22 protein-coding genes are annotated in these 23,601 nt (G+C 65.3%); 9 read left to right on the top strand and 13 right to left on the bottom strand.

The genetic code is table 11. From position 1 onward, the window contains the following. Nucleotides 1–79: 79 nt before the first annotated feature. The 6 genes from JG743_RS20865 to JG743_RS20840 form a co-directional block, all read right to left on the bottom strand. Entirely contained in the window at nucleotides 80–520 is a 441-nt protein-coding gene (locus JG743_RS20865) for a TadE/TadG family type IV pilus assembly protein (protein ID WP_202292645.1), read from the bottom strand. After that, the gene (locus JG743_RS20860; protein ID WP_202292644.1) at nucleotides 517–1,122 is read right to left on the bottom strand and encodes a TadE/TadG family type IV pilus assembly protein; all 606 of its coding nucleotides are present in this window, start codon (nucleotides 1,120–1,122) and stop codon (nucleotides 517–519) included. The genes JG743_RS20865 and JG743_RS20860 overlap by 4 nt, the downstream gene beginning before the upstream one ends. Next, nucleotides 1,122–3,179, bottom strand: coding sequence for a TadE/TadG family type IV pilus assembly protein (locus JG743_RS20855; RefSeq protein ID WP_202292643.1), 2,058 nt, complete (start codon nucleotides 3,177–3,179; stop codon nucleotides 1,122–1,124). Before JG743_RS20855 ends, JG743_RS20860 begins: the two co-directional genes overlap by 1 nt. A gap of 273 nt (nucleotides 3,180–3,452) precedes the next feature. Next, complete coding sequence (gene groL / locus JG743_RS20850) at nucleotides 3,453–5,108, bottom strand: chaperonin GroEL (protein WP_202292642.1); 1,656 nt, start codon at nucleotides 5,106–5,108, stop codon at nucleotides 3,453–3,455. Between the two features lie 69 nt (nucleotides 5,109–5,177). After that, nucleotides 5,178–5,474, bottom strand: a complete 297-nt coding sequence (gene groES, locus JG743_RS20845; RefSeq protein WP_006203049.1) for a co-chaperone GroES — start codon at nucleotides 5,472–5,474, stop codon at nucleotides 5,178–5,180. Between the two features lie 231 nt (nucleotides 5,475–5,705). Then, the gene (locus JG743_RS20840; protein WP_202292641.1) at nucleotides 5,706–6,500 is read right to left on the bottom strand and encodes a class I SAM-dependent methyltransferase; all 795 of its coding nucleotides are present in this window, start codon (nucleotides 6,498–6,500) and stop codon (nucleotides 5,706–5,708) included. 67 nt (nucleotides 6,501–6,567) lie between these two features. On the opposite strand from JG743_RS20840, the gene JG743_RS20835 reads away from it, so the two are divergent. Continuing rightward, complete coding sequence (locus JG743_RS20835) at nucleotides 6,568–7,419, top strand: hypothetical protein (RefSeq protein ID WP_202292640.1); 852 nt, start codon at nucleotides 6,568–6,570, stop codon at nucleotides 7,417–7,419. On the opposite strand, the gene JG743_RS20830 is transcribed toward JG743_RS20835, so the two are convergent. Beyond that, the gene (locus JG743_RS20830; protein WP_202302785.1) at nucleotides 7,416–8,189 is read right to left on the bottom strand and encodes an SDR family NAD(P)-dependent oxidoreductase; all 774 of its coding nucleotides are present in this window, start codon (nucleotides 8,187–8,189) and stop codon (nucleotides 7,416–7,418) included. The genes JG743_RS20835 and JG743_RS20830 overlap by 4 nt on opposite strands. A 98-nt stretch (nucleotides 8,190–8,287) precedes the next feature. Between JG743_RS20830 and JG743_RS20825 the strand changes: the two genes are divergently transcribed. Then, nucleotides 8,288–9,184 carry a LysR family transcriptional regulator gene (locus tag JG743_RS20825; RefSeq protein WP_202292639.1) on the top strand — a complete coding sequence of 299 codons (897 nt, stop codon included), beginning with the start codon at nucleotides 8,288–8,290 and terminating at the stop codon, nucleotides 9,182–9,184. A gap of 6 nt (nucleotides 9,185–9,190) precedes the next feature. On the opposite strand, the gene JG743_RS20820 is transcribed toward JG743_RS20825, so the two are convergent. Next, entirely contained in the window at nucleotides 9,191–9,817 is a 627-nt protein-coding gene (locus tag JG743_RS20820) for a TetR/AcrR family transcriptional regulator (RefSeq protein ID WP_202292638.1), read from the bottom strand. A gap of 127 nt (nucleotides 9,818–9,944) precedes the next feature. Between JG743_RS20820 and JG743_RS20815 the strand changes: the two genes are divergently transcribed. The 4 genes from JG743_RS20815 to JG743_RS20800 all read left to right on the top strand — a co-directional run bounded on the left by JG743_RS20815 (nucleotide 9,945) and on the right by JG743_RS20800 (nucleotide 14,674). Beyond that, nucleotides 9,945–11,132 (top strand): MFS transporter, encoded by a 1,188-nt coding sequence (locus JG743_RS20815; protein ID WP_244672841.1) that lies wholly within the window; start codon nucleotides 9,945–9,947, stop codon nucleotides 11,130–11,132. Between the two features lie 13 nt (nucleotides 11,133–11,145). Further along, nucleotides 11,146–12,426 carry a D-arabinono-1,4-lactone oxidase gene (locus JG743_RS20810; RefSeq protein WP_202292637.1) on the top strand — a complete coding sequence of 427 codons (1,281 nt, stop codon included), beginning with the start codon at nucleotides 11,146–11,148 and terminating at the stop codon, nucleotides 12,424–12,426. Next, nucleotides 12,423–13,556: an alanine racemase gene (locus JG743_RS20805; RefSeq protein ID WP_202292636.1), complete on the top strand. Its 1,134-nt coding sequence runs from the start codon at nucleotides 12,423–12,425 to the stop codon at nucleotides 13,554–13,556. Before JG743_RS20810 ends, JG743_RS20805 begins: the two co-directional genes overlap by 4 nt. Before the next feature lie 182 nt (nucleotides 13,557–13,738). Then, the gene (locus tag JG743_RS20800; protein WP_202292635.1) at nucleotides 13,739–14,674 is read left to right on the top strand and encodes a bifunctional helix-turn-helix transcriptional regulator/GNAT family N-acetyltransferase; all 936 of its coding nucleotides are present in this window, start codon (nucleotides 13,739–13,741) and stop codon (nucleotides 14,672–14,674) included. Nucleotides 14,675–14,698: 24 nt separating this feature from the next. On the opposite strand, the gene JG743_RS20795 is transcribed toward JG743_RS20800, so the two are convergent. Both JG743_RS20795 and JG743_RS20790 read right to left on the bottom strand, forming a co-directional pair. After that, nucleotides 14,699–15,358, bottom strand: coding sequence for a hypothetical protein (locus JG743_RS20795; RefSeq protein WP_202292634.1), 660 nt, complete (start codon nucleotides 15,356–15,358; stop codon nucleotides 14,699–14,701). Nucleotides 15,359–15,496: 138 nt separating this feature from the next. Beyond that, complete coding sequence (locus tag JG743_RS20790) at nucleotides 15,497–16,330, bottom strand: AraC family transcriptional regulator (RefSeq protein ID WP_202292633.1); 834 nt, start codon at nucleotides 16,328–16,330, stop codon at nucleotides 15,497–15,499. 160 nt (nucleotides 16,331–16,490) lie between these two features. On the opposite strand from JG743_RS20790, the gene JG743_RS20785 reads away from it, so the two are divergent. Then, on the top strand, nucleotides 16,491–18,026 hold the full coding sequence (locus JG743_RS20785; protein WP_202292632.1) for a winged helix-turn-helix domain-containing tetratricopeptide repeat protein: 1,536 nt from the start codon (nucleotides 16,491–16,493) through the stop codon (nucleotides 18,024–18,026). Here the strand turns inward: JG743_RS20785 and JG743_RS20780 are convergent. The 3 genes from JG743_RS20780 to JG743_RS20770 all read right to left on the bottom strand — a co-directional run bounded on the left by JG743_RS20780 (nucleotide 18,002) and on the right by JG743_RS20770 (nucleotide 21,463). Then, the gene (locus JG743_RS20780; RefSeq protein ID WP_244672840.1) at nucleotides 18,002–18,469 is read right to left on the bottom strand and encodes a hypothetical protein; all 468 of its coding nucleotides are present in this window, start codon (nucleotides 18,467–18,469) and stop codon (nucleotides 18,002–18,004) included. The two genes, JG743_RS20785 and JG743_RS20780, sit on opposite strands and share 25 nt — an antisense overlap. Nucleotides 18,470–18,503: 34 nt before the next feature. Next, nucleotides 18,504–20,078 (bottom strand): FAD-dependent monooxygenase, encoded by a 1,575-nt coding sequence (locus JG743_RS20775; RefSeq protein WP_202292631.1) that lies wholly within the window; start codon nucleotides 20,076–20,078, stop codon nucleotides 18,504–18,506. A gap of 500 nt (nucleotides 20,079–20,578) precedes the next feature. Then, on the bottom strand, nucleotides 20,579–21,463 hold the full coding sequence (locus tag JG743_RS20770) for a glucosamine inositolphosphorylceramide transferase family protein (RefSeq protein ID WP_202292630.1): 885 nt from the start codon (nucleotides 21,461–21,463) through the stop codon (nucleotides 20,579–20,581). A 192-nt stretch (nucleotides 21,464–21,655) separates the two neighbouring features. Here JG743_RS20770 and JG743_RS20765 point away from each other — a divergent pair, with 192 nt between their 5' ends. Next, nucleotides 21,656–22,135 carry a MarR family winged helix-turn-helix transcriptional regulator gene (locus JG743_RS20765; RefSeq protein WP_202302779.1) on the top strand — a complete coding sequence of 160 codons (480 nt, stop codon included), beginning with the start codon at nucleotides 21,656–21,658 and terminating at the stop codon, nucleotides 22,133–22,135. Then, nucleotides 22,132–23,328, top strand: coding sequence for an HlyD family secretion protein (locus JG743_RS20760; RefSeq protein ID WP_202292629.1), 1,197 nt, complete (start codon nucleotides 22,132–22,134; stop codon nucleotides 23,326–23,328). The genes JG743_RS20765 and JG743_RS20760 overlap by 4 nt, the downstream gene beginning before the upstream one ends. The last annotated feature ends 273 nt before the right edge of the window (nucleotides 23,329–23,601 follow it).

The raw sequence follows: 23,601 nt of genomic DNA, 5'->3' as shown, positions 1-23,601 counted from the left end.
AGTGTGCGGCGGTTTTGGGATAACGACATGCATGAAAGCAAGGACTTAAAGCGCGTCGTCCGAATCCGGGCGACGCGCCTTAAGCACCCTGGTTGGGGAAGCAGGCCGTTGCGCTGAGCAGCGGCCCGCTGGCCAGCGCGGTCAGGAAGGTCGGCAGCACGGTCGAGAACGTGTAGGAGATCCGCACCGTCGAAAAACCGCTGAGGCCTGAGCATGTGGTGTTGTTGTTGACGGTGATGTTGCTGCCGGTCAGCACGATGCCGTCCGTCGCCGCCATGCTGCTGATGTAGCTGATCGTGGTCGCGGCATTGTAGACGCCGCTTTTCGTGCATCCGCTCTGCAGCACGCCGACGCAGCGCGCGCCCGTGGTGGCGGTTTCCTGCAGCACGTGTTGCGCCCAGTACATGCGGCCGAACTCCACCGTGCCGAACAGCACCAGCAGCAGCGGTACCGAAAGCAGGGCGAACTCCACCGCGTTGGCGCCGGACCTGTCGCGGAGAAATGACGGCAGCTTTCTCATTTCGGCTGTACCATGGCCTCGATGCTGATGTTACCGCTGTTGACGATGCCGAGGCCGCCGAAGAGCGGTGCAAACGGCCTGCTTGCGGTGATCGCCACGAACTTCCCGGAGACGCCGCCCTTGGGGCAGGCGGTGCTGCAGGTCACCGACGAGCCCCAGGTGACGGTGCTTCCGGAGACGGTCGGGCAGTAGCACAGGTCGGCATTGGACGCTGTTCCGCTCTGGGTCGCTGTCGCGGTGCTGGCGTTATAGTTCACCGCGGCGCCGTTGTTGACGACGACCTTGATATTGCCGCCGCTGCTGCCGAGGCCGCTTGCCGCCACCGCCATGATGTTGGCGGCAAGCGTGCCGCCGCCGGTCGAGCTGACCTTGTCGGCGCCGAGCAGGGCATAGTTGGAGCCGGCGGAGATCGCGGAGCTGAGGTCGAACTTGGCCTTCAGCGAGGCGCCGATATCGACGGTTGCGGCCAGGATGACGATCAGCACCGGACTGACCAGCGCGAACTCCACTGCCGACACGCCGGCCGTCTCGCGGCGAAGGAACCGGGTGAGGGCGGAATCGCACAAGGCACGCGGCAGGCCGCGAAGAATGTTCGAGATCATTACTGGACCAGGCTCACTTTGCTTGCGGTGGTGGCGCTCGTGGCAGCGATGCATTCGGACGCAGCCGCAGTGCCGCCCGACAGTGTGATGCGCGAGCCGATCATCTGCAGGCACTTGGTGCTATCGGTGGCCGAGCCAAGCACGCTGGAGCCGCCATTCATGATGATCGGGCCATAGGGGAAATAGAAGGCGCCGGAGATCTGGGCATTGGAGCCGCCTTCGGCGAAGGTGGCGCCGGCGGTGACCGAGGTCGATGTCGGCCCGATCACGGCGAGCTTTGCCATGGTGCCTGACTGCGGCGCGGTCAGCACGATGTTGCTGTAGCCCGCCGCCACGCAGAAGACGTAGCCGCTGCAGCTTCCCGAGCTCGATTTGGCCTTGCCTGACAGCACCAGGGTCACGTCGGTGCCGCTGATGCTGATCGTGCTGCCGCCGCAGCTGGCGCTGCCGCCACCGCTGCCGCCGAGCGCGAAATAGCCGTCCACCGTGTAGATGCCGGCGCCGAGCAATATCGCGCCCGAGCCGATGAAGTTGCCTTTGATGTCGTGCTGCGCCGTTGCCGGCACGACGAAGCAGCTGCCGCCGCCGCCGCCATTCACATTGCCGACCACCTGGAACACGCCGGAACTGCTGGCGTCGGCCATGATGGTCTTGGAGCCGCCGCCGAGCGTGATGGCGTCGCCATTGCCGCCGGGGCCGATCTTGTAGCTGTTGGAGGTTCCCGAGCCGAAGGTCAGCGTGGCGCCGCCGGTGTTGTTGAAGCCGCCGGGCAGCTCGAACGTGCTCGGCCCGCCGAAGGTCAAGGTGCTGGTGTTGCAGAGGCTGACGCGCGCGGTGCCGCCGCAGATGTTGTCGCTGATGCCGATCTTGAAGGTGCCGGCGCCGAAGGTCGTGGTGGCGCCGCCGCCGGTCGTCAGCCCTTTGGTGAAGTTGAAGCTTCCGGCGCCGAATGTGGTGGTTCCGGCGGTGGTCACCTGCTTGCCGAAATTATAGGTGCCGGCGCCGAAGGTCGTGGTTCCGGCGGTGGTCAGCGTCTTGGCGAAATTGTAGGTGCCCGGACCAAATTTGGTCGTGGCGCTGGTCGTCAGGTCGCCGGCGATATTGTAGACGGTCGTCGCCGCGCCGCTGGTCGCGAAGTTGAGGTTGATGCCGCCGCCGATGGTCATGGTGCCGAGGTTGACCGTGGTCTTGCTGCCGCAATTCAGCGTCCAGGTCGAGGTCGATGACGCCCAGCTGGCCGTGCAGCCGAGCGCGGTCGCCTGGCTCTGCGTCGAGCTCTGGTTCCATGCAAAGGCGATATCGCCGCCGCTGACGCTGGTCGGAGCCGTCGGCGCGGTCGTCGCCGAAAGCGCGGCCACGGTGGAGATGCGGGCGACTGCGGCGGCGACGGCCGTGTTGCCGGCCAGCGGATCGGCGGTGTACTTCTTGGAGACCGTGCCGGTGATGCCGCTGCAGGGCTGGCTTGGCGCCGCCGTCGAATTGTAGTTGACGCCGATCGCCGAGATGGTCGTGCCGCACGGCACCGTCACCGTGTTGTTGGACGAGACCGTGCATTTCGGCGCGGTGATCTTGGTGCCGCCGGAAAGTGTGATGCCGGTCTGGGTGCCGTCGAGCGCCAGCATGCAGCCGGGCGTCGATGCCGCCGCGCCGACTTCGGCGATCGAGTTGGCGTGGATGTTGAGCTGCTGGCGGTCCTGCAGCACCCGCGCCAGGATCAGCGATTTCTGGGTGTTGATCGACACCGAAACGGCGTTCATGCCGCTGGTCTTCGGCGACGTCACCAGCGAGGCTTGTACGTCGGCCGCGGGCACCCCGTTGAGGACGGCGACATTGACCGCCGTCGCCTTCATCTGGTCGCTGGATTTCGTCGCGTTGTAGGCAAGCGCGCCGGCAAAGGCCGCGAGATCGGCGACACGCTGGTTGCTGGCCCGCTCGACGAGCGCGCCGCCATATTCGGTGACCAGCGCCGCCATGCCGATGAGCAGCGGCAGCACCAGCGCCGAGATGATGAGGACGTTGCCATCGCGGCTACGCGCAAACCGCCGGAAAATCTGCATGAGGCTGACCTGAAGAACCTACACTCTAGAGCAACCCTGGCGTGCTCAAGTCCTTTAGTAACCTCGAATGTGTTAAAATTTATTGTCCGACAATTTCAGGCCTGGACCCTGGGCGCCTGATCGAAATTGCTGATTTCGTTGGCAATTTGCCTGGGAAAAGTTAGCGGGCAGGGGCAAGGGCGTTGAGGCGTTGCGCTGACACAGCGCAAAACGATCACGAAAAAGGGCGGCATTTCTGCCGCCCTTCCACATGCGATAGCTGGATAGCCTAGATTAGAAATCCATGCCGCCCATGCCGCCCATGCCGCCGCCGCCCATGCCGCCAGGCATGCCGCCGCCAGCCGACTCCTTCTTCGGAGCCTCCGCGATCATGGCTTCGGTGGTGACCAGCAGGCCGGCGACCGAAGCCGCGTCCTGCAGGGCGGTGCGAACGACCTTGACCGGGTCGACGATGCCCATGGCGATCATGTCGCCATACTCGCCGGTCTGGGCGTTGTAGCCGAAGGTCGCGCCCTTGTTGTCGAGGATCTTGCCGGCAACGATCGAGGCTTCAGCACCGGCGTTGGCCGCGATCTGGCGGGCCGGAGCCTGCAGTGCGCGACGCACGATGTTGATGCCGGCGGCCTGGTCCGAGTTGGCGCCGGTGGCCTTGAGATTGCCAGAAGCGCGCAGCAGGGCCACGCCACCGCCGGCAACGATGCCTTCTTCCACGGCCGCGCGGGTCGCGTTCAGGGCGTCGTCAACGCGGTCCTTCTTTTCCTTGACCTCGACCTCGGTCGCGCCGCCGACGCGGATCACCGCGACGCCGCCGGCGAGCTTGGCCAGACGCTCCTGCAGCTTCTCCTTGTCGTAGTCCGAGGTGGTCTCCTCGATCTGCTGCTTGATCTGGGCAACGCGGCCCTGGATCTCGGCCTTCTTGCCGGCGCCGTCGACGATGGTGGTGTTCTCCTTGGAGATCGACACCTTCTTGGCGCGGCCGAGCATGTTGAGGCCGACGTTCTCGAGCTTGATGCCGAGGTCTTCCGAGATGACCTGGCCACCCGTGAGGATGGCGATGTCTTCCAGCATGGCCTTGCGGCGGTCACCGAAGCCCGGAGCCTTGACGGCGGCGATCTTCAGGCCACCGCGCAGCTTGTTGACGACCAGCGTGGCGAGCGCCTCGCCTTCGACGTCTTCCGAGATGATGAGCAGCGGCTTCGAGGTCTGCACGACAGCCTCGAGCACCGGCAGCATGGCCTGCAGGTTGGAGAGCTTCTTCTCGTGGAGGAGAATGTAGGCGTCTTCCAGATCGGCGACCATCTTGTCGGCGTTGGTGACGAAGTAGGGCGAGAGGTAGCCGCGGTCGAACTGCATGCCTTCGACGACTTCCAGCTCGGTCTCGGCGGTCTTGGCTTCCTCAACGGTGATGACGCCTTCGTTGCCGACCTTCTGCATCGCTTCCGCGATCATGGCGCCGACCGACTCGTCGCCATTGGCCGAGATCGTGCCGACCTGGGCGACTTCCTCGGAGGTCTTGATCTTCTTGGCAGCCTTGCCGAGCGCCACGACGACTTCGCTGACGGCGAGGTCGATGCCGCGCTTCAGGTCCATCGGGTTCATGCCGGCGGCAACAGCCTTGTGGCCTTCCTGGACGATCGCCTGGGCGAGAACGGTCGCGGTGGTCGTGCCGTCGCCGGCGATGTCGTTGGTCTTCGAAGCGACTTCGCGGACCATCTGCGCGCCCATGTTCTCGAACTTGTCCTCAAGCTCGATTTCCTTGGCGACGGTGACGCCGTCCTTGGTGATGCGCGGGGCGCCGAACGACTTGTCGATGACGACGTTGCGGCCCTTGGGGCCCAGCGTCACCTTCACCGCGTCGGCGAGGATGTTGACGCCGCGCAGCATGCGCTCGCGGGCATCACGGGAGAATTTTACGTCTTTTGCAGCCATTGTAAGCTCCTGTCAGGGGTTCGGGTCGAACCCGCAGATTCAAGATTCAGTTGACGGTGAGGCCGATGTTCAGCCGATGATGCCCATGATGTCGGATTCCTTCATGATCAGAAGGTCTTCGCCATTGAGCTTGACTTCGGTGCCGGACCACTTGCCGAACAGGATGCGGTCGCCGGCCTTGACGTCGAGCGGCACGAGCTTGCCGGCCTCGTCGCGTGCGCCGGAGCCGACGGCGATGATCTCGCCTTCCTGCGGCTTTTCCTTCGCCGTATCCGGGATGATGATCCCGCCGGCGGTCTTGGATTCGGATTCGACCCGGCGAACGACCACGCGGTCATGAAGCGGGCGGAACTTGGACTTTGCCATTAGTGTCTTCCTCGATGAGAACGGTGAGAACTGTTCCTCCATCCGGCGAAGCCGGACTTGGTTAGCACTCACCATTGGCGAGTGCTAACGTGGCGCTGAGATAGGCCGGAGGGTTTCGAGAGTCAAGGCGCGCGCAAGGAGCGAACCGCGCGAAATTTTTCCCGGCCTGCATTCGCATGAGGAATGCGGTCCTTCGCCGATGGGATCGCGAAGGAACTTCATAGGTGCCCGTTAACGCCTCGGCGAGCGCAGCACCAGCAACGGGCATCGCTCGGCGAGGCCATAGCTGCCTGTCGGAACGACGCCGACATTGTCGAAGAACGCATGCGCCTCGCCAATCAGCGCGTCAGCCGGGGCGAAGCTGTAGATGGCCGAAGAGTTGCGGTAGACGTCGATGGTGCCGATGACCGGCAATTCCCACCCGGTGCGTGCTGAAAGCTCCGCGCGGTCGGGGAACAGCGCGTCGAAGCGTTCCGCGATGGTCTTCACGGGGATAGCATAATCGGGCGCATTGCCGGCCGCGGTCATGGCAACGCGCCATTTGAGCTCATGGAAGGTGGAGACGCCACCGGACAGCGCGAGCCCCCGTACCGCATGCGGGTCGTCGGGTGCTTGCGGACCAGCAAACAGGCGCGCCCCCGCTCGGCCGCCTGGACGGAGCACGCGTGCGATTGCCGCGAACAGCGCCCGCCGTGCGACCGACAAAGCGAGCGCGGAAAGGCAGCCATCACCGATGACCACATCGACGCTTGCGCCAGGAACGGGCAGGTCAAGCCAGTCGCCGTTCACCGCTCTGCGCGACGTCGTGTCGCCCGGCCAGATTCCCGCGATCATTTCGGGTGACTCGTCGACGGCCGTCATCGTCGCGCCGAGGCCGGCGAGTTCCGGTGTCACGCCGAGCAGAACGACATGTGCTCCGGAGGGATCAAGTTCTCGCTCATATGTTGCGACAGCTTCCGCCGGCGGCCTGAGTGGCGGCCCCAGCAACTGCCAGTGCTTGCGAATTGCATTCCAGTGCTGCGTCATGCAAAACGCCCCGGTTCCCACGCGACCGTGTCGATTACTTGATGGCCGCTTGGAAACCAAGGGGCATATGTCACGCATCGCGGTCATCACGCATGAGTTCGACCGGTTTCAGACCCGGCGTGGGCTACTGCTGCGCCGCGACAGCCCTTACATGCTCTTCGACCTGCTGGAAGAACTGAAGCGGCGCGGCCATTCGGTCCGCGTCCTTGCCGGCACGGCGGCCAGGCCGGAAGCCGACATTGCGGTACTGCATGTCGACGCGACCGTGACGCCGGCCGAATATGTCGAATACGCGCGCGCCTTTCCCTTCTGCCTCAACATCGGCGCCGCCGACATCTCCAAGCGTCGCGTTAGCGGTGCCGTGATCGGCAGGGGCGACGGATGGCAGGGGCCCGTCATCGTGAAGAGCAGCCTCAACAACCTCGGAACGCGTGAGCGCTCGCTGAACCGGCGGTCGCGACGCGCCGGAAAGCCGGAGCCGTTTCCCAGCCTCGAAGCTTTAGACAGCTATCGTGTCCATCGCTCGCTTGCCGATGTTCCGACGACAGTGTTCGACCGCGAGGATCTCGTGGTGGAAAAATTCGTTCCCGAACCGGAGCCGGACGGCTTTGGAGCCCGCTTCTGGCTGTTTTGCGGCGAACGCGAACGCTGCACCCGCCACGTGTCGCCGCAAAGTCTCGTGAAGGGCGACGACACAATCCGCCACGAACCTGTTCCGGTTCCCGACGAGCTTCGCGCGTTAAGGCGCCAACTTGGCTTCGACTACGGGAAATTCGATTTCGTCATGCATGAGGGCAGGGCGGTGCTGCTCGATGCCAATAAGACCCCTGGCCGAGCCAGGAGCCTTTCGAGCTTCGTCGCCGCCGGCAATTCAAATCTCGCCGACGGCTTCGAAGAGCTGATCCGCCAGGTTACCTAGATGTTCATGCCGCCCGACACCTCGATGCGCTGGGCGTTGACCCAGCGATTGTCCTCCGACAGCAGCGAGGCGACCATCGGGCCGATATCGTCCGGAACGCCAGCCCGGCCGAGCGCGGTCATGCCGGCGACGACGCGGTTGATGTCGGCGTCGTCGCGCACATGGCCGCCGTTGAAGTCGGTCGCGATAGCCCCCGGCGCCACCGTGTTGGCGGTGATGCGGCGGACGGCGAGTTCCTTGGCTAGGTAGCGCGTGAACACCTCGATGCCGCCCTTCATCATCGCATAGGCGGACGAGCCGGGGACCGAGAAGCGCGCCAGCCCGCTCGACACGTTGATGATGCGGCCGCCATCCTCGATCAGCGGCAGCAGCGCCTGGGTGAGGAAGAACACGCCCCTGAGATGGACGTTCATCAGCGTGTCGAATTCCTCCTCGGTCGTCTCGGCGATCGCCTTGCGCAGGCCGGTACCGGCATTGTTGACGAGAAAGTCGAAGCGGTCGCGCTGCCAGGTCTCCCGAAGCGTGCGGGTCAGCGCTTCGACGAAGGCCGGGAAGGTCGAAACTGCGCCGGTATCGAGCCGCAGGGCGGCGGCGCGGCCGCCGGCCGCCTCGATCTCGGCGACAGTCGCCTGCGCCTCGTCGGCGCGCGAGCGATAGGTCAGCACCACGTCGACGCCCTTGCGGGCGAGGCTGAGCGCTGTGTTGCGGCCGAGGCCCCGGCTGCCGCCGGTGATCAGGGCAATGGGGCGATTGGGATTGGTCATGGTCATCTCCATCGGTTGCGATGACACCCATATATTCGTCTATCTTCCAGGAATAATTGGGCAGAGATTGCCTTCTCTATTCAATCCATGCGAACAATCGGCGTATGGACAGGCTCGACTGCATGCGGCTCTTCACGCGCGTCGTTGAGCGGCGCAGCTTCACCGCGGCGGCCGCCGATCTCGGCCTGCCGCGCTCCAGCGCGACGTCGTCGATCAAGCAGCTGGAGCAGCGGCTCGGCGTGCAATTGCTCAGGCGCACCACCCGCCACGTCACGCCGACGCTCGACGGCGAGGCCTACTACCAGCGCTGCCTCGGCATCCTGACCGATGTGGAGGAGGCCGAGGGCGGCTTCGGCGCGGGCGAGGTTCGCGGGCGGCTCAGCATCGACGTCAACGGCCATATGGCGCGCACCTTCATCCTGCCGGAACTGCCAGCGCTGCTGGCAAGGCATCCGGGCCTCACCGTGCACATCGGCGAGGGGGATCGGCTGGTCGACCTCGTGCGCGAGGGCGTCGATTGCGTCATCCGGGCGGGCGCGCTGCCCGACAGCGATATGATCGTGCGCCGGTTGGGCATCGCCCGCGAGATCACGGTGGCGAGCCCTGCCTATCTCGAGCGCCACGGCGTGCCGCGCTCCCTGGATGATCTCACCGGGCACACGATGATCGGCTTCGTCTCCTCGCGCACCGGGCAGGTGATTCCGCTGGAGTTCACGGTCGAGGGCGGGGTTCGGGAAGTGGTGCTGCCGTCCCGCGTCACCGTTGCCAACTCCGACACCAGCGCCACGCTGGTGCGACTTGGCTTCGGCCTGTTCCAGGCGCCCAAGCTTCGCTATGCCGAGGACCTCAAGGCGGGCAGGCTGGTCGAGGTGCTGCCCGACAATCCGCCGGCGCCGACGCCGATCTCGGTGCTCTATCCGCGCAGCCGCCAGCTGTCACCGCGCGTCAGGGTGTTCATCGACTGGCTGGTCGAGATCCTGGCGCCGAAGCTGGATGCCTGACGCCGGTCAAAGAAACAGCCGCAACTGCGTGTGGATGATCGACCGGTAGTCATCGATCGTGCGCCGGCTTTCCGCTTGATCCTGCGTTAGCGCCAGCCGCACCACGCCGCCGGCGAGCTGGAAGATGAGAAACACCACGCGGCCGAACGCCTCGCGCCTGTCGGGCTCAAGCATCGGGCCGACATGGTCGCAGAACATCCTGGCCTGCAGTCTTGTCTCGGCGATGTCGAGATTCTGCAGCGCCTTGTCGGCTTGGATCGCATTCTGCAGGTCCTGGATGGCCGGATCTTCGGCGACGCGTTGATAGTAGTCGTCGAGCAGGCGATCCGCGGCCGCCGTCACGTCCTCCACTCCGCGGATCCCGGCGATGATCGCGCCGAAGCGGGCGCGGCTTTCCTCCGCAAAGCGCTCGTAGAGCATGGCCAGGATCGCCGATTTGTTGGGGAAGTAGTGATAGACGGTAGCGATCGGCCCGCCGGCCAGCGCCCCCACTTCCTTCATCGTCACGGCGTCGATGCCCTTCTCGCCGATCAGCCGCATGGTCGTCGAAAGGATCGCATCGATGCGGTCGCGGCTGCGCTCCTGCTTCGGCTTGCGCCTGGGCGCCGTCGCCATTCGCCTTGCTTCGCTCATTACGCCGATCTCTCGCGAGAGCTCCAAATTTCTGGTTGACAAGAAACATGATTAACTATCAGTTTCCAGAAATGCTGACAGATTGTCAGTTTTTTCGTTGTGCGGCAAGGACGTTGAGGAGGCGCCTTTGACTTCGACACATGCGGGGCAGATGCAGGATGGCGACTGGCTGGTCGGCAATCCGAGCGGGCTGCAGCTCGCTTCGGCGCTGTGGATCGGCTCCGTCGGCCTGCTGATCCTCGGGCTTCAGCCAGTGCTACTCGGCGCGCTCTACACCGAGGGCCACGTCACCGGCGACGAGCTGGCGCTGGTCGCAACGGCGGAAATGATCGCCATTGCCATCGGCTCGGGGGTCGTGGCGATGGCCTTGCCTGCCCGCAACATGCGCTGGAAGAGCACCATTCTCCTGGTCCTGCTGGCGGCCGCCAACTGGTGGACGGCCTATGCCGCCACCCCGAACGCGCTGATCGGCGCGCGCACCCTGGCCGGGTTCGCCGAGGGCGGGCTGGTCGCCGTCGCCACCGAGCTGATCGCCCGCTCGCGCCGGGCCGAGCGCATCGGCGGCTATTTCGTCACCGTGCAGACTTTGGCGCAATGCGCGCTGGCGCTGATACTGGCGCTCTATGTCGTCCCCGCCGCCGGCTCGTCCGGCGGCTTCCTGGCCCTCGGCGTGGTCTGCATCCTCTCGCTGGCGGTCGCCTGGATCGTGCCGGACGACTATGCCGACCTGCCGAAGGAAGAGCATCTGGCCAATTTGCTGACGCCCGGCTCGATCACCGCACTGCTGTCGATCTTCTGCTACTTCATGTTCTTCGGCGCCATCTGGGCCTTTCTCGAACCGCTCGGCGCGCAATTCGGCATAGATGGCCGCACCGTCGGCCTGATCGTTTCGGCAAGCCTCGCCGCGCAAGTGGTCGGCGCCATGACCGCGACCGCCTTCGAGGCGCGCATCGACTATCGCCTGGCGATCACCGCGATAGGCGCCGTCGCCCTTGTCTGTTCGCTCGTTCTCGCCGGCGGACCGGGGCTGACGATATTCTGGACCGCCGCTTTGGCGATGGGCTTCATCCTGCTCTTCATCGTCCCTTACCAGATCCGGCTGGCGATCACCGCCGACGAGACGCGCACGGCGGTGCTCCTGGTGCCGGCCGCCCAGCTCTTCGGCCTGGCGATCGGGCCGATCGCGGCCTCGCTGCTCATCGACGGCAAGGATTTCCGTCCGGTGCCGGAATTCGCCGCCGCCAGCGCTGCCGTCAGCGTGGCGCTGCTTGGCCTGTTCATCCTCCTTGCGCGGCGCCGCCGCGCCATTGCCTGAGCGGAGAGGGCCGATGCTGAACACCTGGAGCAACTGGTCCGGCCTGGTGCAGGCAGCACCCAAGCTGATCGCCACCCCGGCCGATGCGGGCGAGCTCGCCGATCTCGTGCGCACCGCGCCCGGTCCGCTGCGCGTCGCCGGCGCCGGCCATTCCTTCACGCCGCTGGTCAAATCCGAAGGCACGATCGTGTCGCTGGAGAAGATCGAGGGGCTGGTCTCGCATGAGCCCGCGACCAGCCGGGCGCGGCTGCGGGCTGGCACAAGGCTCGGGCCGCTGATGCATCTCCTGCAAGGCATCGGCCAGGGCCTGCCCAATATGGGCGACATCGACAAGCAGGCGATCGGCGGCGCGCTCGGCACCGCCACGCACGGCTCCGGCCCTAAACTCGGCGCCTATCACACGCAGTTGGAAACTGTGCAACTCGTCGACGGTAACGGAAAACTGCGCGAATACAGCCGGACGGGGGATCAGGACATGATCCACGCCACCGGCGTCGCGCTTGGCGCCTTCGGCATCCTCACCGAAGTGACGATCAACAACATCCCGACCTACCGGCTGCGCCGCCGCAAATGGGTGCTGCCGATCGCCGACATGCTGAAGAGCTTCGAGACGATGATGGCGGCGCATCGCTCGGCCGAGTTCTACTACATCCCGTTTTCGGGCTACGCGCAGTTCATCGCCAGCGATCTCTCCGACGCGGCGACCACAGCACGCCCGACCGAGGATGACGAGGCCGGGCTGGCGACGCTGCGCAAGCTGCGCACCGCGCTGCGCTGGCTGCCGTCGCTGCGCCGCCGGCTGATCCTGGGCGCGATCGCCAAGCTGCCGGCCGAGGACTACGTGCAGGACTGGCTCAACGTCTATGCCAGCGACCGGCAGACCAAATTCAACGAGATGGAATATCATCTGCCCTTCGAGGAGGGGCCGAAGGCGCTGGCCGAGATCATCGAGCTGACCGAAAAGCACTTCCCGGAAGTCTATTTCCCGATGGAGGTGCGCTCGGTGGCGCCGGACGAGTTCTGGCTGTCGCCGTTCCACAAGCGGCTCACCTGCTCGATCGCCATCCATCACGACGCGGCAAACGATCCCGGGCCCTTCATGTGGGCGGCCGAGCCGATCTTCCGCAAATATGGCGGCAGGCCGCATTGGGGCAAGATGCACAGCCTAAAGGCGGCGGACTTCAAGAAACTCTACCCGCGCTGGGATGAAGCGCTTGCCGTGCGCCGCGACATCGATCCCGAAAACCGCTTCGTCTCGCCCTACATGGCCGGCCTGTTCGGCATCGAAAAATGAGCGCCTATTTCGCCGACATCTCCGAGGCGCTGAGGCAAGCCGGCATTTTCCAACCGACGCTCCTCCTCGACCGCGACCGGCTGGACGGCAACATCGCGCTGGTCAGGGAGAGGCTGGCGCCGGGCCTGGCCGTGCGACTGGTCGACAAGTCGCTCGCCTGCCTGCCGCTGCTCGCGCACATTGCCGGCGCGCTGGGCAGCAGCCGTTTCATGACCTTCCATCCGCCAGTAACGCAAGCCGTGCTCGACGCCTTTCCGGACGCCGATCTGCTCTACGGCAAGCCGATGCCGGTCGGCGCGGCCAGGGCCGCGCTCGCGAAGGGCGGCTCCGGCTGGTTGCGCGTCTGCTGGCTGATCGATACTGAGGAGCGGCTGGCCGAGTATGGCGCGCTCGCCGCCGAACTTGGCACGGAACTGCGCTTTGCCTTCGAGGTCGATGTCGGGCTGCATCGCGGCGGCTTCGCCAGCCCCGAAGACCTGAAAGCGCTTACCATCCCGAGGGGCCTGCGCTGCGAAGGCATCATGGCCTATGAGGCGCATGCACCGGAAATCCCCGGCCTGTTCGGCGGTGAGGCTGGCGCGCTGAGGAAAGCCCAGGCCCTGACCGAGGAATTCGCCGACTGCCTCGGCGAAGACCAGCGCCGCATCCTCAACATAGGCGGCTCGAAGACGGCGCTCCTGCATCATGGCGGCGTCGCCAACGACGTGTCGATCGGCTCCGCCTTTGTGCTGCCCAGCGATTTCGACAAGCCCGGGCTCGCCGGCTTCGAGCCCGCCGCCTTCATCGCGACGCCGATCCTGAAGGTGGTCGAGCCGGTGCTGCCGGGTCCGCTTGTGGTGTCCAAGACGATGCAAGCGTTTGGCCTGTTTCCACGCAGAGGCTGCTACCTCTATGGCGGCAAGTGGATGGCCGAGCCGGTGTGTCCCGAGGGGATGAAGACGAACAGCCTGGTCGGCCTGTCCTCCAACCAGCAGTTCATGGGCCTGCCGGCGGGAGCGGACGTGAAGCCCGGCGACTATGCCTTCCTGCGCCCGACGCAGAGCGAGGCGGTGCTGCAGCATTTCGGCTCGATCGCGGTGTTTTCCGGCGGGCGCATCGTGGAGTTCTGGCCGGCGCTCCCGATGGGGTGAGGCGACGCTTCAGCGCTCGCTATTTGCGCAGGCGAACGTGAGGTCGTCATTCTAGGGTCTGCGCGCGTCGCTTCGCTCCTTGCTCCGCCCTAGAATGACGAAGTTGTGAGACGCATCGGTACCAGCATTTGCTTGACTCAGTCAACTAAATGCATGATCTTCTCCTCGACAGGAGAAGCGCCATGACCATCCATCACCCACCCGCCAAAGAGCGCATCGACGCCGTGCGCGCCTTCAACCGCTTCTATACCCACCAGATCGGCCTGCTCGACGAAGGCCTGCTGAAGAGCCCGTTCTCGCTGACCGAGGCGCGGGTGCTTTATGAGCTTGCCAATCGCGATGGCCTCGTCGCCAGCGATCTGGTGCGCGACCTCGGCCTCGACCCCGGCTATGTCAGCCGTCTCCTGAAGAAGTTCGAGGAGCGCGGCCTGGTCGAGCGCGCCGCCAGCGAAGCCGACGCCCGGCGCTCCTCGATCGCGCTGACGCAGGCGGGGAGGGATGCCTTCGCGCCGCTCAACAAGGACTCGCATGCGCAGGTCCAGGCCTTGCTCGACAAGCTTCCGCCGGCCGAGCAGGACAGGCTGGTCAAGGCGATGGGCATCGTGCAGCGCCTGCTCGGCGATCAGCCGGAACCCAGGGTCCCCTACATCTTGCGGCCTTTGCAGGTGGGTGACATCGGCTGGGTCACGCGTCGCCAGGGCCTCATCTACGCGCAGGACTATGGCTGGGACGAAACCTATGAGGCGCTGGTCGCCGAAATCCTGGCTGAATTCGTCAAGAAGTTCGACCCGAAATGGGAGCGCGCCTGGATCGCCGAGCGGGAAGCGGAAGTCGTCGGTTCGGTCTTCATCGTGCGCAAGTCGGACGAGGTGGCGAAGCTCCGCCTGCTCTATGTCGAGCCGTCCGCGCGTGGCCTCGGCATCGGCAAGCGGCTTGTCGACGAATGCATCGGTTTTGCCCGCGCCAAAGGCTACAAGACCCTGACGCTGTGGACTAACGACATCCTCGTCTCGGCCCGCCGCATCTACGAGGCCGCCGGCTTCAAGCTCGCCGAAGAGGTGCGCCACCATTCCTTCGGCAAGGATTTGGTCGGCCAGACCTGGAATTTGGAACTGTAGGTCTTCCCCCGAGATGACACCTGGCTAGACTTCGACAATGCGGCAGGCGCGAAAACCAAAGACCCTGCCCATTTTTGCCGCCCGCAGCGCTTGGGTCAGCCGGTCGCTCAGGAAGAAAATGCGGATCAGGGGCGGGCTAACCCACAGGTCGGGTCCCTCCAGGGCAGCCGGGCTGACGGCAACCTCATCGTCATGAAGGTTTGGCGGCATCATCAGAGTCCTGTCGCCAAACTCCTCGACCAGCGGCGAATGCTCGCGCAAGAAAGCACCCTTGCGCTCGCCGATGTTTAGACAAAAATACACTCCCTCCACTGGCGTCTTGCGGTCGTGCTGGAAAAGCCTGATCGGATAGAGCGAGGAATGGCCGAGATCGAATTGCTTGAGCACATCGGCGCAGGCCGCCGAAACCACCACTGCGCCAGCGGCAAGCACCAGGTCCGCCTGCTTCTTTTCTCGTCGGTCCGGATAGTTGGCGAATATCTCCTTCGGGAAATGCTCGGCCGACATTCGTTCGCCGGTTTCATTCAACTCGGCCATCTGGCCGAGGTTCATTCCGGTTGGCAAACGATCAGCGGTGAATCCCTTGATCCGTGATGAGTCCATGAAGGCGCGGCTGGCCCAGACCCGTGCGTTTCGAGACTGCGTCATTGCTGCAATGCTTTCCTGAAATTCAATTCCAAGCAATTCCCATCAAGTAACTTGTATCCAGGAAGGTTGCCAGCTTCGACATCACGTCTTCTTCAATATTTCATTCTTCTTGCCCTGCGAGTCCTCGGCCCTTCAGATGCCACCTAAGACGTTGCGAGAAAACTGGACAGCTCCTCACCCCTTCACCGGTATCCATATCTCCAGCCCGCCATCGCCGCTGCGCGGATCGAATTCGGGGCCGTAGCGCTCGAACTCCGGCGCATCGGCGACCTCGTGGCCGGAGGCCGGCAGCCATTTGTTCCAGATCGTGTTGACGGTGCGGCGGATGGTCGAGATGTGTTCGCGGTGGGAAAAGACGGCGTATTTCTGCGCCGGCACGCGTACGCGGAAGAACTCTTTCGGCAGCCCCGAGAAATCGGCGACCTCGACGCCGGCGATGTAGTCGAAATTGCCGGCATCGTCGCCATTGACGCAGACGCCATAGGCAACGTCGCCGATCTCGCCGGGGATGTTGCCGATATAGGGACCGAAACGCTGCCACAGCATCGGGATGCCGGCGCTGGTCTCGCAACTGTAGCGCTCGCCAAGCCCGGCGATGAAGAAGGGGCGGCTGGTCTCGAAGCGCGGCGGCTCCAGCGAAGGCAGGAATGACTGGTCCATCAGGATCGGCTCCACAAGATCGAGAGTGTCGAGGTTGCCTTGCGCGCGCACCAGTTCCGGCGTGGTGCCGAACTGGTCGCGAAAGGCGCGGGTGAAAGCCTCATGCGAGCCGTAGCCGGCATCGAGCGCGACCGCGAGGATGTCGGGCGCGCCGCCGGAGAGCTTGCGCGCCGCCTCGCTCAGCCGGCGTGCGCGCATATAACCCATCACCGAACGGCCGGTGGCGGCGCCGAAGGCGCGCGTCACGTGGAAACGCGACACGCCGCTGCTTTGCGCGACGTCGTCGAGCGAGATAGCTTCCGGCAGATGGCTTTCGACAAACCACAGCGCTTTCTCGGTCGGGTTCATGCGGCTCCTTTCGCATTTGGCCGGCCGACGATAGCGCCTGCGCGGACGGCCAGTTTGATCCAAATTGCGCACTGGGCAATAATGCGTTTCGTCCATCCCGTTCGATGTGGGATCGATGCGGGCATGATGATACGCAGTGTCAGGGGAGAGGGGTGTCCCGATGACCGCGGTGGCGGCCGATCAGGTTTTCCGATTTGGCGGGTTCACGCTGGACCTCGCCATGGGGACGCTGCGCGGCGTCAACGAGCCGCTGTTCCTGCGGCCGAAAGCCTATGCGCTGCTCGCCCACCTTGCCCGCAACATGGGACGCGTGGTTCCGAAATCGGAGCTGATGGATGTCGTTTGGCCGGGTGTCTACGTCACCGAGGATTCGCTCACCCAGTCGGTGCGCGAGATCCGCAAGGTGCTGGGTGAGGACATGGTGCGCACCGTGTCCAAGCGCGGCTACATGCTTGCCGCCGAGGCGGAGGCGGCGCCGGAGATCGGCGCGCAGCCGATCGTGGCGGTGGTGCGTTTCCGCAACGAGAGCAGTGACCCGGCCGACGAGGCGATGGTCGACGGCTTCGCCGAGGATCTCATCAACGGCGTCGCCCGCTTCGGCACGGTGACCGTGCTGGCGCGCAATTCGAGCTTTTCCTTCTCCTCGTTCGGCCGCGCGGAGTGGCCGCAGATCCGTGCCCGCATCGGCGCCGACTACCTGGTCGAAGGATCGCTGCGCCGGCAGGGCGAGCATGTCGTGGTGGCGGTCAGCCTCGTCGACATCGCGACCGCCAGCCAGCTCTGGGGCGACCGCTATCAGTCGCAAGGGGCGGGTCTGTTCGCGACCGGGGGGGAGATCGTCGAGCAGATCGTCAGCCGGCTGGTCACGCGCGTCACCAATGCCGGTCTCGAACAGGCTTCACGCAAACCGGTGACCAGCCTTGCCGCCTATGAACTTCTGGTGCGCGGTTTTGCGCTGCTTCGCGACCCGGCGCAGACCGACCAGCGTGGCGCCGAGGCCCTGTTCGAGGCGGCAGTGGCCAAGGATCCGAACTACGGGCTGGCCTACACCTATCTCGCTCTGGCGCGGGCGCTGGATGGGGAGTTCGGCCGCGCCAGCGACGCGGTGCTGCAAAACGCGCGCGATCTTGCCGACAAAGGCTTGGCCTTGTCGCCGGACCAGCCGACCGGCCATCGCGTGCAGTCGCTGATCCGCCTCTACATGCGCGAACATGAGGCGGCCGAGCATCACATGCGCATCGCGCTGCAGCTCAACCCTTATGATGCCGACAGCATCGAGCAGATGGGCATGCTGCTGACCATGCGCGGCCGACCGCTGGAGGCGCTGACCTGGCTGGCACGCGGCATCCGCATCGATCCCTTGCACCCTCACTGGTACCAGTTCGACCGTGCGCTGGCGCTCTACATGATGGGGGAATACCGGCAGGCGGCGGAAGCGCTGGAATTGGCCACGCGCCCGGCGCCGTGGATCCGGACACGCCTGGCGGCTTGCTATGCCCAGATGGGCGAAATGGAGAAGGCGCGGCGGCAGATCGCTCTTATCGAGGAAGGAGATCCTTTCTCGCCGCTCGACTATGCGCTGCGCGGTGTGCCGTTCGAAAGTCCCGCCGATGCCGAGCATCTCGCCGAGGGCGTCAGGCTTGCCCTCGGCGAGGTTGCGCCCGAGGCGCCTCAATCGACGACCACCACGATGTAGCGGCCCTGATAGGCCCGGTAGTAGGTGCCGCCGCAACGCAAGACGTCGAAGCCTTTGACCTTGGTGCGGACGCAGCCGACCGGCAAGGTCGCGACCCAGGCGGTGGTGTGCCTGAGCACACGCCATGTCGTGTTGCGACGCGCCACGCCCGCGGCGCTGCGCGGCGTCCAGGGCTGGCCGATGCGGGCCTCGGCCGCGCCGACCAGCGACAGGGCCGGCACGGTGCTTCCGATGATTTCGACAGCGGCCATGCCGATGGCGAGCAGGGCGGCCATTGAGCGGATTTTCTTCATGGATTTCATAGGCATTTTCTCTCTCCTTAAGTTGTCGATCAAAGTTTGGTTGGAGGATGCGGCAAGCCGGGCCGAGCCCGTCAGCGCCGCCATGTGCGCAACCACGAACAGAAAGCGCGCCGCTGTTGTGACGTAGCCGACGATGAGCACATCGGCGCCCGCGGTTCAGGCGGGCGCCGAATAATCAGGCCAGGCTGTGCATGGTGCCGGCCACACGATACGGCGCGCGCTCTCCCGTCCTCGGCCTGATGGCGAGGCCCGCGAGGTAGCGCTGGAAGGCGGCCGCCTCCTGCACGGGCGAGGCGAGCGCGACATGGCCGTCGGGCCTCACCAGATAGGCGCCGTCACGCTGCAGGCCGGCTTTACCGGCGGCTTCGGACCAGGCGAAGGCGTGGATCGGAACGCCGGCCGGCGCGAGCATCGCCCGGAAATCGCAATTGACCTCGCCATAGACATGGACCTGCCAGTCGAGCGAGCGCAGCGGCTCGAAATTGTCGCCGTCGGAGCCGACGACATAGGGCAGGCGGTCGCCGCCGCTGACCTTGCCGGCCGCGCCCGAGCTGATCGGTCCGGAGCGGTACTCGATCGCCGCCTGCGAGATCACGCCGAAGAAGGCGCGCGAGCCGAACGAGGTGTGCAGCGCGACATTCATGATCTTCGGCATCACGTAGCGCCGGAACAGGCCGACGAGCCGCGAGCGGCTGGTGATGAAGCGGAACACCTTGTCGGTGCTTTCGATCAGCTTGCGGGCGAAGGCGATGCGTTCCGGCTCGTAGCTGTCGAGCAGGCGCGCGTCGGCGCGGCCCTGGACCACGGCGGCGAGCTTCCAGGCGAGGTTCACCGCATCGCCCATCCCGGTGTTCATGCCCTGGCCGCCGGCCGGGCTGTGGATATGGCCGGCATCGCCGGCAAGGAACACGCGGCCGACGCGGAAGCGCTCGGCGACGCGGTGATGGACCCGGTAGGTCGAGAACCAGTTGACCTCGTCGACCTTGACGCCGGTGTCTCGCTCGACATCGGCGCGGATCGCCTCGAAGGTGATCGTCTCGTCCGCCTCATGCGCCTTCGGCACGATGCCGATCAGCCTGACCGAACCCGACTGCCGGACCGGCATGACGATCGCGAAACCATAGCTGCTGATCGTCGTGTCCATGCCGTTGCGGGTGATTTCGCCGCTGCCTTTCACGTCTGCGACGTAGAAGGCCTGCTCATAGGTGCCTCCGGGGAAGCCGATGTTCAGTCCATGGCGCACGGCGCTGCGCGCGCCGTCACAACCGGCGAGATAGGCCGCGCTGACGGTCTCAGTGCGGCCGTTCCGGGAAAGTGTGGCAATGACAGCGTCGCCCTTGTCCTGGAAAGCGACGAGCTCGGTGCCGCGTTCGACTTCGACGCGGGCGCGCTCAAGATGCGTGATCAGCACACGCTCGTGGATATCCTGCGGCAGCGCGAAGGCAAAGGAATAGGGGCTGATGCCACGGCCGAAATCCGACAGCGGCAGCCTTGCCGCAACGCCGGCCGGCGTGTGTAGGGTGAGCCGCTCGAGCCGAATACCCTCGGCAAGGATATCCTCGACAATGCCGACCTGGCTGTGGAACTCCAGCGTGCGCGCCTGGACGGCGAGCGCGCGCGAGGTTTCACCGGGCGCCGCGGCCTTGTCGAAGATGCGCACCGGCACGCCGAGCTTGGTCAGCCACAGCGCGAGCGTCAGCCCGGTCGGGCCGGCGCCGGCGATCAGGACCTTGGTCTTGGACATGCTCATTTCTCTTCCCCTTCAACGATACGGACTTTTTCATGTTCCCGCAGCCGGTTGACGCCGGCGGTGACGACGATGCGCCTCAGCGGCCTGTGGAGGAGTGCGGCAATCATGTTGTCTCCGTGACCAAGGTTGCGGCCGCGCGGGAGGATGCGTCGACCGGGAAAATGCGGTGGCCTGGGCGATCGGGCGTTGCGGCCCTTCGTTCTCCAGCCCGATCTTTTTGCGTCTCCGGGCCCGCGAAATCCCGAACGGTTTCTGAAAATTTTCCGATGTTTTGGCGATCCACGCGCCGCCGGGCTCGTCGAAGCCGGGTGTTGACAGCACAAAGCGGCAACTGCCGGAGGCAATCTACCGTGGAAAAAATGATGATGGTTCCTGGATCGAAAGGCGAGGGTGAAAAGGGAACTCGGTGAGACCCGCTTTGGGCGCCATCGTCGCCGGCTCGCTCGGCGCGTTCTTCGTCGTCACCATGCTGATCCGCAACCGGCTGTGATTGCGGCCGCTCAAGTCAGCCGTTTGCGCAGCCAGTGCTGCAGCTTGATCAGATGGCGCATCGGCGAGCGGTCGATGCGCTTGACGTCGATCAAGGTAACGCCGCCGCCGTCCGAAAGCGTGTGAAACCCCTGGTCGAAACCTTCGAGCCAGCCGTCGGGCGACAGGCGCTCGACGATGTCTGCCGAAAATTCCCCAGGGCTCAGCCGCTCGATGCCGAGCAGGTTGATGGCGCTGCCGTAGCCGGTCGTACAGTCCTGTGTCGGGAAATAGAGCTTGTCGCCGTCCAGGAAGGGCGAGCCGGCCGGCCGTGACGAAGCGCGGCCCGTGCGCACCGGGTTTTGCGGATGCCTGTGCCACGGGCCGGTCAGGCTGTCGGCAAAGGCGACATGAAGCTCGCGGGTGTCCCTGCCGTCCGCTCCGAAGAGCGCATGAAACATCCACCAGCGCTGCTGGTGGTGAAAGACGGTCGAATCGACCGCCGGCTCTTCCAGCAGCACCGCGGCCGGCTCCCAAGCCCTCGGGAAATCGACCGCCCGATAAAGCGTCAGCCGGCCGCTCTGATAGGCCTCCGGCAGCATGAAGATATCTTCGCCCGACCGGATCAGTTGCGGATAGGAGAGATGGAAAGGTTCCTTCAGCGCAATGCCGCGCTCCCGCAGCCTCCAGTCCCGGTCGTAGCTGTAGTAGTGGATCTCGCCGCGCTTCACCCGGTAGTCATAGGCTTCGACCAGCACGGTGAAGCGATCGCCGTGGCAAAGGCCGAACGGGTCGGCGATGAAGCGGAACGAGCCTTGCGGCGGCAGCCAGATCACACGGCTCCTGTCGAGGCCATCGGCGGCAAGAACGCCCTGGATCGGCACAGGAACGATCCCCACCTGCCAGATGTCGGCCATCCCCCGTATTCCCCCCGCGTCGAGCCCCGGCATCTATGCAACAAACCGCGCGGCGCGGAAACAGCCGGGCATCGATCCGCGCGTTCACCAACCGCTAACCATGCTCGCATCGCGGGTCTGCCATGCACTGTTGCCGGCTTCTGGATCAAGCCGTCCCTTGAATACTAAGCACGCTTATTATATATGCCGCTTATGGTTTCCGACGGCATCGACAGACTGGGCTTCCTGATCCACGACGTGCAGCGCCTGATGCGCAAGCGCTTCGAGGCGCGCGCCAGCGGCTTCGGCCTTTCCTCGGCGCAGTGGCGGCTTCTGGTCCGTGTCGCCAAGGAGGCGGGTGTCGCGCAGGCGCGGCTCGCCGAGCTTCTCGAAATCGAGCCGATCAGCGTCTCGCGCCTCGTCGACCGGATGGAGGAGGGCGGCTGGATCGAGCGCCGTCCCGACGCGACCGACCGGCGCGTGCGCATGATCTTCCCGACCGCCAAGGCGAGCGAGGCCTATGCCCACGTCAAGAGCCTCGCCGGCGAGGTCTATGAGGAATCGTTGGTCGGCGTGTCGCCGGAAGATCGCCGTGTCCTGATCCGGGCGCTGGATGCGATCGTGCAGAATCTCGCGGACGGCGAAGCGTCGGCCCTGGAGAAAATGAAGAATACGGAAGGCACAGCAGCATGAACGCGGTCGTAAAGGTGGACGAGAAGGTCACCAGGCTGGAAAGGGAGGCGCCGGCGCAGCCGGTCGCCGAGGCGCCGGCGGCTGCCCCGGTGTCGGTAGCGCCAACACCGCAGCCGGCAGCGGTGGCGCTGAAGAAGAAGCGCCGCGCCGGCCGCTTTCTCCTGATGGTCGCGCTGCCCGCGGCGCTGCTTGCCGGCGGTGCCTACGTCTGGGTCACCGGCGGCCGCTACCAGGAGACCGAGAACGCCAATCTGCAGCAGGCCAAGGTGTCGATCGCTTCCGACACGGCGGGCCGCATCGTCAAGGTCGGCATCGCCGACAACCAGCTCGTCAAGCAGGGTGACGTGCTGTTCGCGGTCGACCCCGAATCCTACCGGATCGTGCTCGCCCAGGCCGATGCGGCGGTCGCCACCGCCCGCCTCAATGTCGAGCAGCTGCGCGCCGCCTACAGCCAGGCGATGGCGCAGGAGAAGTCCGACACCAGCGAAGTCGCCTATGCGCAGTCGCAATATGACCGCGCCGCCGACCTTGCCCAAAAGGGCATCAACGCCAAGTCGTCGCTGGACGAGGCGAGGAACGATCTCGACAAGGCCAGGCAGCAGCTGGCGGTGGCGGAGCAGGGCATCATCAGCGCCAAGGCGGCGCTCGGCGGCAATCCCGACATCGAGACCGACAAGCACCCGACGGTGATGGCGGCGCTCGCCGCGCGCGACAAGGCCGCCTATGACCTGGCGCAGACCACGGTCACGGCGCCGTCGGACGGCGTCATCAGCCAGGCCTCCTCGTTCAAGATCGGCCAGTATGTCGCCGTCGGCACGCCGCTGTTCTCGCTGGTAGAGACCGGCGACACCTGGATCGACGCCAATTTCAAGGAAACCCAGCTCACCCATATGAAGCCGGGCCAGAAGGCGGAGATCGTCGTCGACACCTATCCGGGCAAGACCTTCGAGGCCACCGTCAAGGCGATCGGCGCCGGCACCGGGGCCGAGTTCTCGCTGCTGCCGGCGCAGAACGCCACCGGCAACTGGGTCAAGGTCACCCAGCGCATTCCGGTGCGCCTGGAACTGACCGACCCCGACGCCAAGATGGCGCTGCGCACCGGCATGAGCGCCACCGTCAGCGTCGACACCGGTGTGGCGCGCGGCCTGCCGAAGATCTTCGGCCACGCCACGGCCGGCGAGGCGGCCGAGTAGACGATCCCGGGCGCCTTGGCGGCTGGGATGGACAAATGGCGGAATCCTGCCGGGACCTGGCGGGTGGAAGCAAACGGCAGATTGGCCCGATGGGAGGAGTGGGAAGGACCGGGATTGGACCGGGCCGCGTCGCGGCCTGATCGAAACCTGAAGCCTTCGACACAGGCCTCTTCGGTCCTCAGGTTTCCGGGCGGCAGGCGTCCGATCAAGAGAGACGTTCGATCGATGTAACCCCCACATCGATAGTCGCGTCCCACCGCGATGAGGGTCTTT

Origin of the sequence: Mesorhizobium sp. 131-2-1 (assembly GCF_016756535.1) — a bacterium.
GTDB lineage: Bacteria > Pseudomonadota > Alphaproteobacteria > Rhizobiales > Rhizobiaceae > Mesorhizobium.
Note: the sequence above shows the minus strand (reverse complement) of the source record. Positions and strands in the feature narration are given on the sequence as shown.

Excerpts from the sequence above, each read along its gene's own strand:
- JG743_RS20790 (WP_202292633.1), bottom strand. The coding sequence starts at position 16,330 with ATGAACCCGACCGAGAAAGCGCTGTGGTTTGTCGAAAGCCATCTGCCG.
- JG743_RS20860 (WP_202292644.1), bottom strand. The coding sequence starts at position 1,122 with ATGATCTCGAACATTCTTCGCGGCCTGCCGCGTGCCTTGTGCGATTCC.
- JG743_RS20805 (WP_202292636.1), top strand. The coding sequence starts at position 12,423 with ATGAGCGCCTATTTCGCCGACATCTCCGAGGCGCTGAGGCAAGCCGGC.
- JG743_RS20830 (WP_202302785.1), bottom strand. The coding sequence starts at position 8,189 with ATGACCATGACCAATCCCAATCGCCCCATTGCCCTGATCACCGGCGGC.
- JG743_RS20810 (WP_202292637.1), top strand. The coding sequence starts at position 11,146 with ATGCTGAACACCTGGAGCAACTGGTCCGGCCTGGTGCAGGCAGCACCC.
- JG743_RS20760 (WP_202292629.1), top strand. The coding sequence starts at position 22,132 with ATGAACGCGGTCGTAAAGGTGGACGAGAAGGTCACCAGGCTGGAAAGG.
- groES (WP_006203049.1), bottom strand. The coding sequence starts at position 5,474 with ATGGCAAAGTCCAAGTTCCGCCCGCTTCATGACCGCGTGGTCGTTCGC.
- JG743_RS20835 (WP_202292640.1), top strand. The coding sequence starts at position 6,568 with ATGTCACGCATCGCGGTCATCACGCATGAGTTCGACCGGTTTCAGACC.
- JG743_RS20765 (WP_202302779.1), top strand. The coding sequence starts at position 21,656 with ATGGTTTCCGACGGCATCGACAGACTGGGCTTCCTGATCCACGACGTG.
- JG743_RS20820 (WP_202292638.1), bottom strand. The coding sequence starts at position 9,817 with ATGAGCGAAGCAAGGCGAATGGCGACGGCGCCCAGGCGCAAGCCGAAG.
- JG743_RS20840 (WP_202292641.1), bottom strand. The coding sequence starts at position 6,500 with ATGACGCAGCACTGGAATGCAATTCGCAAGCACTGGCAGTTGCTGGGG.
- JG743_RS20855 (WP_202292643.1), bottom strand. The coding sequence starts at position 3,179 with ATGCAGATTTTCCGGCGGTTTGCGCGTAGCCGCGATGGCAACGTCCTC.
- JG743_RS20770 (WP_202292630.1), bottom strand. The coding sequence starts at position 21,463 with ATGGCCGACATCTGGCAGGTGGGGATCGTTCCTGTGCCGATCCAGGGC.
- JG743_RS20785 (WP_202292632.1), top strand. The coding sequence starts at position 16,491 with ATGACCGCGGTGGCGGCCGATCAGGTTTTCCGATTTGGCGGGTTCACG.
- JG743_RS20825 (WP_202292639.1), top strand. The coding sequence starts at position 8,288 with ATGGACAGGCTCGACTGCATGCGGCTCTTCACGCGCGTCGTTGAGCGG.
- groL (WP_202292642.1), bottom strand. The coding sequence starts at position 5,108 with ATGGCTGCAAAAGACGTAAAATTCTCCCGTGATGCCCGCGAGCGCATG.
- JG743_RS20865 (WP_202292645.1), bottom strand. The coding sequence starts at position 520 with ATGAGAAAGCTGCCGTCATTTCTCCGCGACAGGTCCGGCGCCAACGCG.
- JG743_RS20800 (WP_202292635.1), top strand. The coding sequence starts at position 13,739 with ATGACCATCCATCACCCACCCGCCAAAGAGCGCATCGACGCCGTGCGC.
- JG743_RS20775 (WP_202292631.1), bottom strand. The coding sequence starts at position 20,078 with ATGAGCATGTCCAAGACCAAGGTCCTGATCGCCGGCGCCGGCCCGACC.